The sequence below is a fragment of the Mesorhizobium sp. WSM4848 genome (assembly GCF_055811375.1).
In genome coordinates this window covers 56,492-68,142 of the sequence record NZ_JBVVPX010000030.1, presented here as the reverse complement: position 1 = coordinate 68,142, position 11,651 = coordinate 56,492, and the positions used below count along the sequence as shown (strand labels likewise).

The window sequence follows — 11,651 nt, the reverse complement described above, 5'->3', positions numbered from 1 at the left end:
ACCGGGCGCGGAACCCGCAAGCCGTTTGGCAATCGCTGATCGGTCGGCAGCCTGGCATCGCAATCGCCGGGCAGGCCTTCGCCGGCACAGGCATTAGTTCGCAGAACAACGGGTCAATTGCGACACCAGCAACAAATTAGGAGGAGGAAGAGCATGCGTATGTTCAATTGCCTGACGCTTGGGGCAGGCCTGTTTGCAACCGTTATTTCAATGCCGGCCCAAGCCGAGGACGCGGCCCGCGTTGCGGCTATCGTCAAGGGTCTCGACAATCCCTTCTTCCAGTACATGCACCAGGGCATCGAAGAGCAGGCCAAGGCCGACGGCGTGGCGGTCACTATCCAGGCAGCCGCCAATATGGGCGACGCCACCGGGCAGGCCGATCGTTTGACCGCCATGGCCATGCAGGATTTCGATTGCTATCTGGTCAATCCGATCAGCGTCAGCAACCTCGTCCAGGCACTTGTGCCTGTCGCCCAGAAGAACAAGCCGATCGTAAACATCGACAGCACCATCGACCCCGAGCAGGCCAAGGCCGCGGGCTTCACCACCTCAACCTATATCGGCACCGACAACGTTGCCGCCGGCGTGCTGGCAGGCGAGGAGATGCTGAAGCTGGTTCCTGCAGGCTCCAAGGTTGCGCTGGTGGCCGGCATCGTCGGCGATGTCGGCAGCAACGCCCGCATCAAGGGCTTCAAGCAGGCTGTCGAAGGCAAACTCGAAGTCGTGGTGATGGTCAGTGCCGACTGGGATCGCGAGAAGGCGCTGACCGCGGCCACCGACATCCTGGCCGCGCATCCCGATCTCGCCGGCTTCTTCGCCGCCAACGACATCATGGCGCTCGGCGTCCAGCGCGCCGTCCAGACCTCGGGCAAGGACGTCAAGGTGATCGGCCTCGACGGCATCGTCGACGCGTTGAAATCGGTCGCGGCCGGCGACCTCGCCGCGACCGTCGCCCAATATCCCTATGTCGTCGGCGCCATGGGCGTGGAAGCCTGCAAGGCAGCGGCCATGGGCAAGCAACTGCCCGCCAACGTGCCGGCGCCGGTTCTATTGATCAACAAGGACAATGCCGAAGCCTCGCTGAAGAACTTCCCGCGTCCGGGCGGCGACTATCCCGATCCCTTCCGCGAGATGTTGAAGTGACCATTCCTGAACAAAACGCGCCCGTGCATACCGCGGGCGCGGCGGAGGAGTGCCGCCCCTCCCTGTCGGCTCTCCTCCTGGATCCTTCCTTCTGGGCCGACTGGGCATCGGTCGTCGGCCTTGTCGGCCTCGTCATCGTCTTCGGCATTAGTCAGCCGGTCTTTCTCAGCATCGCCAATTTGCAGGCCCTGCTGCTGGCCGCGGCGATCCTGGTCGTGCTGTCGATCGGACAGACCTTCGTCGTCGCGACCGCCGGCATCGATCTCTCCTTGGCGGCAGCCGTCATGCTGGGCGCCATCATCCTCGGCCTCGTCGATGCCGCGGGCTATGGCATCTTTCTCGCCTGCGTGCTCGCCGTAGCTGCCACGAGCGCGGTCGGTTTCCTTAACGGCGCGCTCATCACAGCCGGGCGAATACCCGACTTCGTGGTAACGCTCGGCACGCTTTCGGGCGTCACCGGGCTCGGCCTGATCTTGTCGGGCGGCGAGCCGATAATGGTCGGCTCGACTTTCCTGCTGCGGCTGGCCTCGGGCTCCTTTGGACCGTTCGGCTATCCCGTCTGGGTGGCGATATCAGCCGTTCTGGTGGCGCATATCGCGCTCTACCACACCCGCTTCGGCGTACATCTGCTGGCGACCGGCGGCCAGGTCGAAAGCGCCAGCGCGCTCGGCATCCGCACCAACCGGGTCAAGATCGCCGCCTATACGATTTCAGGCTTCTGCGCCGGCATCGCCGCACTGCTTCTGGTCGCGCGCATCGGCTCGGCCGAACCGCAGATCAATACCAGCCTTCTGCTCAATTCGGTGGCGGCAGTCGTCTTGGGAGGCGTCAGCCTGTTTGGTGGACGCGCCAGCATTCTCGGCCCGGCGATCGGAGCGCTGATGCTCACCGCTCTCGTCAACGGGCTGACGCTGCTCAGCGTTTCGGCCTTCTACCAGCCCTTGGCCGTTGGCGCCATCGTGGTGCTGGCGGCACTGATCATGCGGTATCAGAAATGAGCGCCGTCAATCACTCCCCGTCGGCCGACGCGATCCTCGCCTGCGAAGGACTGAGCAAGCATTTCGGCGGCATCCGCGCCTTCACCGATGTCGCCTTCCAGGCCCGCCGTGGCGAGGTCACCGCGGTGATCGGCGACAATGGCGCCGGCAAGTCGACGCTGATACGCTGCCTGGTCGGCGTGCATGTGCCGGACGCTGGAGACATTTTCTTCGACGGCCGGCTGCACCCCTTCGCCAATCCCGACGAGGCGCGCAAGGCCGGCATCGAGACGGTGCACCAGAACCTCGCGCTGATCGACGAATTGACAGTCGCTCAGAACCTGTTCCTCAACCGTGAGATCGTGCGCCGGATCGGCCCGCTCGCCCTGCTCGACCGCAAGGCGATGAAGCAGCAGGCGCGCGCCATGCTGTCGCGCCTGTCGATCAACATGCCTTCGGTCAGCCAGCGCGTGCGGCGCCTGTCGGGCGGACAGCGACAGGCGATCTCGATCTGCCGCGCCGCAGGTTCCGGCGCCAAGGTGGTGGTGATGGACGAGCCAACCGCAGCGCTCGGCGTGCAGGAGACGGCCAATGTCGAAGCCCTGATCCGGCGGCTGCGCGAACAGGCCGTCAGCGTCATCCTGGTCAGCCATAATTTCGATCAGGTGCGGCGCCTGTCCGACCAGATCTGGGTGATGCGAGCGGGACGGATGGTGGCGACCGTCCGTTCATCCGAGACCACCGGCAACGAACTCGTCGCGCTCGTCACCGGCGCTGCATGACGGACGGCCGGGTCGAGCCGCACCTGTAGCTATAACGAGCTGTTGGCTGAAACAATTGGTTTGCAAAGGGAGTGTGCCGTGGCGGTGATCCGTGTCGGGCTAGTGGGTCTTGGAGAGGTCGCGCAATCGATCCATCTGCCGGTGCTAAGCGATCAGCGCGACAGCTGGCTGGTATCAGGCATCTATGATGTGTCGCCGAGCCTAATGGCGCTGTGCACATCCGAATACCCGACCGCCAAAGCCTTCGAAACGGCAGAGGCGCTAATCGATTCGCCGGATATCGACGCGGTTTTCATCCTCTCGTCAGACGAGACCCACAGCCGTTTCGTCCGTGCCGCCGTCCAGGCGAACAAGCATGTTCTCTTGGAAAAGCCCGCCTGCCTGACGGTGCGCGAGATCGACGAGCTTCTGGCTCTGACGCCAAACTACGCCAAAACGATCTTCGTCGGCTACATGCGCCGCTACGCTCCGGCCTATCTGGCAGCGATAGAGGAACTGCCTGACTCCGCCGACATCACCCATGTCCGCATCTTCGACCTGATCTCCGAGGGCCGGCATTTCCTGAAGAAGAGCCAGAACGTCCTCTATCCCACCGACATCGATCCGGCCCTTTTGGCACGCGGCGCCGGGGAGCGCGAGGCGCTGATTCGCGAAGTGGTGGGCAGCGATGCGCCCGCCGATCTCGTACGCGCCTATCGCGGCCTGACGGCGCTGAGCTCGCACCATATTTCGGCGATGCGCGGGCTGCTCGGCGAACCAGCCCGTGTGCTGGCGGCGCACCGCACCAATGGCGGCGCCAACACCAGCGTGACCTTCGACTACGGCCACTTCGCCTGCTGCTACGATGCGGTCGTTGACGATCTCGGCCTATTCGATGCCATGATCGAGGTGCGCTCGAACACCAAACGGGTCCGCATCATTTACGACACGCCCTACATCCGCAGCCTACCGACGCGGCTCGAAGTGACGGAAGCCGGAGCAGCCGGCCCAGTGACGCGGACATTCGGGCCGCTGTATGGCGACGCCTTCTCCAACGAACTGGAAACCTTCCACCGCCACATCACCGACGGGACGAAGCCGCTGACCGACCTAGCGGACTCCCGCCGCGACCTGGCGCTGATGGCAGAGATCATCGAGCAGATGAAGAAGACTGTCAGGCGCTGAAGGCTGCTTACTTCCCGCAATGGTGATCGTTGATCTTGTTCAACGCATTCGCGTCGGGTCCGACCCTGTCGTAGGAGCAGGCTCCTGCGGCTGTCGTGAACAACTGCTGGTCATAGTAGCGCGGGCCGCCGAACAGAATGTCGATGATATTGCCTTCGGCGGGAACGTAGCGCTCGGGATCAGCCCGTTGGTCACGATTTCCAGCGAAGGCCGAGGCGGACATGCTGCAGCCCATCGCGAAAGCGAGAGCAAGAATCGCAAAGCGTTTTGTTGTCATTGGCAATCCCCTTCTGGCCGTTCGGCTTCTCACCATACATCCAAAATCGCGAGGCGGACAAAAGTTCCTCACCCTGGCCAGATCAGCTCAACCATATGGCCTGTCACAATAGCTTTATCCTGCAGCGCTGCGCGGCAATCTATCCCGCAATCTCCAGCAAGGACGATACCAGCAACCGACGTTCGTCCTGTGAGAGGACGTCCGAGTCGAAGAGATTCATGCTGCGAAGTCCTTCGATGGCGAGGTAGCAGACCAGCAGCGCCTTGAGGTCCGGCGTCTCTCCCTTGAGCCGTTCGAAAACCTGCCGCCTGAACGCTTTTATCGGCGTCAGGAAATCGGGATCCTCGGCGATCGCCGAAAATATCCAGGAAGCTGACGGTTTCGATTCCGCGGCATGTTCGGCCGAAAGCTTGATGTAGGTCGCAAGCGGGCTCTCGCCGCTAACGCCGGCAGTGCGAGCGGCGTCCAGCGCCTGCTCGAAGGCGCGCAGGTACTCCTCAACCAGCGCCTGCATCAGTTTCGCCTTGGTCGGAAAATTGTACAGCAAGCCGCCTTTCGACACGCCGGCCCGGCTGGCGACGGCGTCCAGCGACAGGCTGCCGGGCCCTGTCTCGCGTGCCACATCGGCGGCGGCGGCGAGAATTTTATCACGCGAATTTGCTCTGCGGGCTTTCATCAATCGCTCCCCATACATTAGCCTATGCGGAATTGACAAGACCGTCCAGACGGTACAGTAAAGTCGCCGTCATTTGAAATCGGGACCAGTCACAGGTATGTGTTTGGCTCATCCGACTGTTGTGCCGGGCCATGGCCAAGGGGACTGTTCGTGATCAAGCGTTTCATCATTGCCTTCATTCTGCTCGTGCTGGTCTGCGGCGGCATCGTCGGTTTCAACTTGTTCCGCGACAATGCAATGCAGCAATTCTTCGCCACCATGAAGCCGCCGGCCACGACCGTGTCGACGATGATCGTCAAGCCGACGGAATGGACGCCGGGCGTCGAGGCGATCGGCACTGTCAGTGCGGTCCGCGGCGTCGATCTGACCGTCGAAACCGCCGGCATCGTCAAGGACATCCTGTTTCACGCCAATCAGAAGGTTGAAGCCAACGCGGGTCTCCTTCAGCTTGACGATGCCGCCGAGCGCGCCGATCTCGAGGCGACGAAGGCGCAAGCTGCACTCGACCAGACGGCGTTGACACGCGCCCTTGAATTGCAGAAACGCGGTGTCGGCTCGGATTCGACGCTCGATACGGCGCGGGCAGCCGCATTGGCTTCCGCTTCGCGGGTCAACAGGCTGCAGGCGGTGCTCGAGCAGAAGCTGCTGACCGCGCCCTTCAGCGGCACCGTGGGTATCCCCAGGATCGATCTCGGCCAGTATCTCTCACCCGGCACTTCCGTAGCGACCCTGCAGGATCTGGAGACGATGCGGGCCGATTTCTCGGTTCCCGAACAGCAGCTTCCGCTGCTGAAGATCGGCCAGACGGTGCGGCTGGGCGTTGGTGACGGCGAGTTGCCTTTCACCGGCACTATTCGGGGCATCGACCCCAAAATCGACCCGGCCAGCCGGCTGGTGACGGTCAGGGCCGAGGTCGCCAACCCCGAAGGCAAGCTGACCCCTGGCCAATTCGTGCAGGTGCGCGTCGAACTGCCCGAGGAAAACAACGTGCTGACGGTGCCGCAGACTGCGCTGACCTCCAGCCTCTACGGTGACTTCGTCTTTGTGGTGCGTCCGGCAAAGCCCGCCGCGGCCAATGGCGCCGCCCCTGCCGCCGCGGCCAACGCGGAAGAAAAGCCGGCCACGGATAGTGCGAAGCCCGCGACTGAAGCGCCCGCGGCAAAACCCGAGGAACAACCGGCTGCTGCGCCAGCCGAGCCGACGGCGCAAGAGCAGAAGCCGCAGCTCGTGCTTGCCCAGGTGTTCGTCAAGCCAGGCCGCCGTAATGCCGGCCTGGTTGAGATCCTGGAAGGCATCGCGCCCGGCGACGAAGTGGTTACCGCCGGCCAGAACCGCCTTTCCAACGGCATGTCCGTTGCCGTCGACAACACCATCGATCCGACCAAGCCGGCAAACCAGCAGGCAGCCCAGAAATGAGCTTCTCCGACATCTTCATTCGCCGTCCGGTCCTTTCGACCGTGCTCGCCTTGATGATCCTGCTTCTGGGTTTCCAGGGCATCTTCAGCCTCTCGATCCGGCAGTATCCGGAGGTCGAAGAAACGGCCATCACGATCACCACGGCCTATCCCGGCGCCAGCGCCGACCTGATCCAGGGGTTCATTTCCGCGCCGATCGCCCGTGCCGTCGCTTCGACCGAAAACATCGATTATGTCACGTCGGCGAGCCGGCCGTCCTCAAGCACCGTGACGGTGCAGATGAAACTCGGCTCCAACCCCGACGTCGCGCTGAACGAAGTCTTGTCGAAGGTACAAAGCGTGCGCGGCGACCTGCCGGACGAGTCCGAAGACCCGGTGATGGTCAAGGGCACCGGCGAGCAGTTCGCGATGATGTATATCTCGATGCAGAATCCGAACATGACGCCGGAACAGCTCACCGAATATATCGAGCGCGTCGTGCGGCCGCGCATGTCGACGGTCGAGGGTGTCGCCGACGTGCAGATCTTCGGGGCCGCAGAATATTCGATGCGCGTCTGGATCGACCCGATCAAACTGGCGGCGCGCGGCGTGACGGCGTCGGAAGTGCTGACCGCCATCAACGAATCGAATTTCCTGTCAGCACCCGGCAACACCGAAAACGAATACGTCGCCTCCTCGATCACCGTTCGTTCGACGCTGCAGACGCCGGAGGCTTTCGCTGCTCTTCCGCTCCGTTCGAAAGACGGCAATGTGGTGCGATTGCGCGACGTGGCGCGCGTCGAGCTCGCCGCGGCGAGCACCGACACCAGGGTCACTTTCAACGGCAAGCCCGGCATCTTTCTCGCCATCTTCCCGACTCCGGCTGCCAATCCGCTGACGACAGCGCAGGCGATCCACGAAATCGTGCCGACGATCCAGGAGACGCTGCCGCAAGGCATGACGATCGAGATCGTCTACGATTCGACCGAGCAGATCAGCGCATCGATCGAGGAGGTGTTCAAGACCATCGGCGAGGCAGTCATCATCGTCATCGTCGTCATCCTGCTCTTCCTCGGCTCGTTCCGCTCGGTGCTGATGCCGATCGTAACCATTCCGCTGTCGCTGATCGGCGTCTGCTTCCTGCTGTTTTCGCTGGGCTATTCGATCAACCTTTTGTCGTTGCTGGCCATGGTCCTGGCGATCGGCCTCGTCGTCGACGATGCCATCGTGGTGGTGGAAAACATCCACCGCCATATGGAGGAAGACGGTTTGTCGCCGATGCAGGCGGCCTTCAACGGCATGCGGGAGATCTCGTCCGCCGTCATCGCCATGACGATAACGCTGGCCGCCGTGTTCGCGCCGCTGGCCTTCACCGGCGGCCTGACCGGCGCACTGTTTCGCGAATTCGCGGTGACGCTTGCCGGCTCGGTGGTGCTTTCGGGTGTCGTTGCCCTCACCGTCACGCCGATGATGTCGGCACGCATCCTCAGGCCAGGCTCGCACAGCCGCTTCCAGCGTATTGTCGACAACACGTTCGGGCGCGTCGAAAACATCTATGAGCGGTTGGTCAGCGGCTCGTTGAAATATCGCCCGGTGACGCTGATGATCGTCATCGCACTGATCGCCACGACCGGCTTCATGTTCACCAAGACCGCGAGCGAACTGGCGCCCGAAGAAGACCAGGGCTTCCTGCTGTCTATTGTGAATGCGCCGCGCTATGCGACGTCGGACTACACCGAGACCTATGTGAACCAGATTCTCGGGCTGATGAATGACATCCCCGAAACCAGGGCGCGGTTCTCCGCCGTTGCGTTCCAAGGCCCGACGAACAACGCCTTCGTCGGCTTCGCATTCAAGGACTGGGCCGAGCGCGCGCGCAGCTCGAAGGAGCTTCAGGAAGACATCACCGCCCGCCTTGCCAAGGTGGCGGGCGTCGAGGCTTTCGTCTTCGCCCCACCGACGCTGCCCGGCTCCGGCGGCGGCCTGCCGATCACAATGGTGGTGCGCTCGACCGGCGATGCCTCCCAGGTGTACGAGGCGGCCGAGGACATCAAGAACAAGGCGCAGGCCTCCGGCCGCTTCCTCGCCGTGCAGAATTCGATGTCCTTTGACGCACCGCAAGTGACGGTGACGATCGACCGCGACCGCGCCGCGGCGCTCAACCTGCCGATCGCCGACATCGGCCGGACGCTGACCCTCCTGGTCGGTGGCGCCGAAGTGGCGCAATTCGACCGCGAGTCCAACAGCTACGACATCATCCCGCAAGTGCCGCAGCAATTTCGCGACAACCCTGAAAAGCTGGCCGAGTATTTCGTGCGCAGCGCTTCGGGCGACATGGTGCCGCTCTCGGCGGTGGTAAAGATCTCGACCAACGCCTCGCCAGCCGTGATCGAGCAGTTCAACCAATTGAACTCCGCCACGATTTCTGCTCTGCCATTGCCCACCGTCACCACCGGCGACGGGCTGAGGACCATCGAGGATATCGCCAGGGAAAGCCTGCCCGACACGTTCTTCATCGACTATACCGGCCAGTCGCGACAGGAGAAGGAACAGGGCTATACGATCATCATCGCCTTCGCGGCAGCCGTTCTCGTCATCTATCTGGTGCTGGCGGCGCAGTTCGAAAGCTTCCGCGATCCGCTGATCATCATGATGTCGGTGCCGCTGTCGATCTTCGGCGCGATCGTGCCGCTCAATCTGGGGCTGGGAACGCTCAACATCTACACGCAGGTCGGACTGATCACGCTGATCGGCCTGATCACCAAGCACGGCATTCTTCTGGTCGAGTTCGCCAACCAGCAGCGCGAGCTCCACGGGATGCGGCGGCGCGATGCGATCGTCGCCTCGGCCAGGGTGCGGCTAAGACCGATCCTGATGACGACGGCGGCGATGGCGCTCGGCGTGGTGCCGCTGATCATCTCCAGCGGCGCCGGCGCCGCGGCGCGCTATTCGATGGGCCTGGTGATCTTCACCGGCATTCTGGTGGGAACCATGTTCACCCTGTTCGTGGTGCCGATGTTCTACACCTTCATCGCCAGCAAGGACCTGCCGCATCACGCCGAGAAGCCGGACCCGAAGCTGATGCCGGTGCCGGTCGATTGATTGACAAAAAAGGCCGGAAATCTCCGGCCTTTTTCTTGGGCAGTGATGTCCGACCGCAACGCATTTATGAAAGCGGATCGTCTTGCTTATCTATTTGACGATGACGATTTTGGTGTTGGTCGGACCGAAAATTTCGACAAGCTGGTAGAAGTCGGCGGCGTTGTCCGGATGCAGCCGCACGCAGCCATGCGAGGCCGGCTGGCCGAGGCGCTTGACGAAATTGGTCGCATGCACGGCGTAGCCACCCTTGAAGAAGACCGAATGCGGCATCGGCGCATTGTCGTACTTCCTGAGAATACCACATCTGGTGCATGCGGGTCGGCTTGAACGAGCCGGTCGGGGTGACATGCCCCTTGCCGCCGGTCGAGACTTTCCACGCGAAGGTCGGCCGGCCGTCGACGAGGACTTCCATCGTCTGCTGCGAAAGCGAAATCCGCGCCACGATCTGATTGGCGGCCCGATTGGCGGCATGGGCAACGCCGTTGCCGACGCCGAACAGAAGAACCGTGCCCGCGGTGACGGCGGCGGCGATGTTGATGAGCTTGGCGGAAATGGCAGTGTACATGATGTCCCCCTGTCTGCCGGGTATGGCCGGCTCCAATTCAATGAATGGCTTGTCATTGGATCACGTTTCGAATTGATTTCGCACGGCGGATTTTTCTGTTTCGAATCTGTTTCCTCTGGTTAACGGCCGGAGGCCCATCCGAGGCATTTGCAGGGGTGAAACCAAGGACAGGACGGTTTGCCTGGTCGAGCCCGGACCCGCGAAAGGTACTGCCGTCTCCCGGGAAAGTGCGGTATTCTCTCACATGAAAGAAACTTGACTTGGCTCGAAACCAATCGGCAACAAAGCGCGGACTCGAGCGGCATGATCTCGATACAGGCCACCCGCAAAGTTGACCCAACGAAACAGCCGGCACAAACGAAGATGAACATGCAGTCGAACGCGATCTCCTGGCTGTTCAGGATAAGCATAGAAGCAGCGTTGATTGGCATGCCGCACTGTTTTCGCCACGGTCTGGATCGTGTCCAGCCTGCGCATAACCGGCTCAAGGCCCTCTGGCGGGTCGGTTTTGGGCTGAAGAAGATGCGCGGCACCTCCGGCAACTTGCAGCCGAGAGGACCGAAGGCCCGCGCCGCAACGGGGGGCTCCGCTGGCGGCGCGGGCACTTCGGGGTTTTCCCTGAAGCGAACCTGAAACCAAATTTGGGGGACGAAAACGATGAACACGAAATTTGCAGCTTCGGTGCTTACCGCACTGCTCTACGCACAGGGCCTGCTCGGCTTTGCCGGCCTCGCCACCGTGCTTCTTAGGGATCGTGCTCATGCGAGCGAATTCGTCACGGCCAGCGAAATGCCGTCAGGTCCATCGCTTCTTGTGGTGCGCTGAGCGCCTGTGCCTGTGGACTGTACGGTGAGGGGCTCGAAGGTGAGGGACTGGGCCTCAGTCGGCGAACTGCGTCGGCGGATCGAACCGGTAGCCGGCACCCCTTATCGTGGTGATGGTTTCGGTGTCGAGCTTGCGGCGCAGTCGCACGATGCGCGAATCGATCGAGCGATCGAAGGCATCGGCATTTTCGGCGGGCGCGGCGGCAATGATGTCGTCGCGCGTCAAGACCTTGCGCGGACTGGCCAGGAACAATCTGAGCAGCGCCACCTGACCCGGCGACAATTGTTCTTCCGTACCGGAGCGATGCATGACCATGGCCGACCGGAGGTCGACCGTCGCGTTCTCCAGCACGACCAATTCCCCGGCGTTCCTGCCGCGCCGTGCCAGCAAGCCGCCGATACGGGCGGCGAGTTCCCTGACATTGAGCGGGCTCTCGACGACGTCGGCGGCGCCGAGCTCGAGCGCCAGCACCTTGTCGATGAGATCGGCCGGCCGGCAGATCAGGATGAAATCCGGCCCGCCCTCGCCGCCATGGCGCTTGAGCAGATCACGCCCTTCCGCCTGGCTGAGGCTGTCGCCGACGACGACGACATCGATGCCGTTTCCGGAAAGCAGGGATTCGGCCTCCCACGGCTGCCGCACTGCGCGCACGTCGTGACCGCGCCGTTCGAGATGATCGGCGAGATCGGTTGCGACCACTTCGGCGACGGAAACAAGCGCGATGATGGATCGTGCAGCCATTTTTT

12 protein-coding genes and 1 pseudogene are annotated in these 11,651 nt (G+C 62.6%); 8 read left to right on the top strand and 5 right to left on the bottom strand.

All coding sequences use genetic code 11. The annotated features are described in order from the left end of the window. Nucleotides 1-153 precede the first annotated feature (153 nt). The 4 genes from AC0L16_RS24205 (at nt 154) to AC0L16_RS24190 (ending at nt 4,066) form a co-directional block, all read left to right on the top strand. Nucleotides 154-1,143, top strand: a complete 990-nt coding sequence (locus tag AC0L16_RS24205; RefSeq protein WP_473623723.1) for a sugar ABC transporter substrate-binding protein — start codon at nt 154-156, stop codon at nt 1,141-1,143. Beyond that, a complete protein-coding gene (locus AC0L16_RS24200) occupies nt 1,140-2,141 on the top strand; it encodes an ABC transporter permease (protein ID WP_473623721.1) in 1,002 nt (333 codons plus the stop codon). Before AC0L16_RS24205 ends, AC0L16_RS24200 begins: the two co-directional genes overlap by 4 nt. Continuing rightward, a complete protein-coding gene (locus AC0L16_RS24195; protein ID WP_473623720.1) occupies nt 2,138-2,902 on the top strand; it encodes an ATP-binding cassette domain-containing protein in 765 nt (254 codons plus the stop codon). The genes AC0L16_RS24200 and AC0L16_RS24195 overlap by 4 nt, the downstream gene beginning before the upstream one ends. A 78-nt stretch (nt 2,903-2,980) precedes the next feature. Further along, nucleotides 2,981-4,066, top strand: a complete 1,086-nt coding sequence (locus AC0L16_RS24190; RefSeq protein WP_473623719.1) for a Gfo/Idh/MocA family protein — start codon at nt 2,981-2,983, stop codon at nt 4,064-4,066. A 7-nt stretch (nt 4,067-4,073) separates the two neighbouring features. On the opposite strand, the gene AC0L16_RS24185 is transcribed toward AC0L16_RS24190, so the two are convergent. Together AC0L16_RS24185 and AC0L16_RS24180 are read right to left on the bottom strand one after the other, a co-directional pair. Beyond that, complete coding sequence (locus AC0L16_RS24185; protein ID WP_473623717.1) at nt 4,074-4,343, bottom strand: hypothetical protein; 270 nt, start codon at nt 4,341-4,343, stop codon at nt 4,074-4,076. Between the two features lie 139 nt (nt 4,344-4,482). Beyond that, a complete protein-coding gene (locus AC0L16_RS24180) occupies nt 4,483-5,019 on the bottom strand; it encodes a TetR/AcrR family transcriptional regulator (protein WP_473623716.1) in 537 nt (178 codons plus the stop codon). 150 nt (nt 5,020-5,169) lie between these two features. Here AC0L16_RS24180 and AC0L16_RS24175 point away from each other — a divergent pair, with 150 nt between their 5' ends. Beyond that, on the top strand, nt 5,170-6,435 hold the full coding sequence (locus tag AC0L16_RS24175; RefSeq protein ID WP_473623715.1) for an efflux RND transporter periplasmic adaptor subunit: 1,266 nt from the start codon (nt 5,170-5,172) through the stop codon (nt 6,433-6,435). Beyond that, nucleotides 6,432-9,515, top strand: a complete 3,084-nt coding sequence (locus tag AC0L16_RS24170; RefSeq protein WP_473623713.1) for an efflux RND transporter permease subunit — start codon at nt 6,432-6,434, stop codon at nt 9,513-9,515. The genes AC0L16_RS24175 and AC0L16_RS24170 overlap by 4 nt, the downstream gene beginning before the upstream one ends. Before the next feature lie 90 nt (nt 9,516-9,605). Here the strand turns inward: AC0L16_RS24170 and AC0L16_RS24165 are convergent, their stop codons facing one another. After that, a complete protein-coding gene (locus tag AC0L16_RS24165) occupies nt 9,606-9,965 on the bottom strand; it encodes a L,D-transpeptidase (RefSeq protein ID WP_473623759.1) in 360 nt (119 codons plus the stop codon). Continuing rightward, nucleotides 9,880-10,080 (bottom strand): annotated as a pseudogene (locus tag AC0L16_RS24160) (hypothetical protein); the annotation flags it as partial. The pseudogene AC0L16_RS24160 and the gene AC0L16_RS24165, both read right to left, overlap by 86 nt. A 255-nt stretch (nt 10,081-10,335) precedes the next feature. Here AC0L16_RS24160 and AC0L16_RS24155 point away from each other — a divergent pair. Next, nucleotides 10,336-10,713, top strand: coding sequence for a hypothetical protein (locus tag AC0L16_RS24155; RefSeq protein ID WP_473623712.1), 378 nt, complete (start codon nt 10,336-10,338; stop codon nt 10,711-10,713). 24 nt (nt 10,714-10,737) lie between these two features. Further along, nucleotides 10,738-10,905 carry a hypothetical protein gene (locus AC0L16_RS24150; protein WP_473623711.1) on the top strand — a complete coding sequence of 56 codons (168 nt, stop codon included), beginning with the start codon at nt 10,738-10,740 and terminating at the stop codon, nt 10,903-10,905. 54 nt (nt 10,906-10,959) lie between these two features. Here the strand turns inward: AC0L16_RS24150 and AC0L16_RS24145 are convergent, their stop codons facing one another. Continuing rightward, nucleotides 10,960-11,646 (bottom strand): response regulator transcription factor, encoded by a 687-nt coding sequence (locus AC0L16_RS24145; protein ID WP_292546813.1) that lies wholly within the window; start codon nt 11,644-11,646, stop codon nt 10,960-10,962. Nucleotides 11,647-11,651 lie beyond the last annotated feature (5 nt).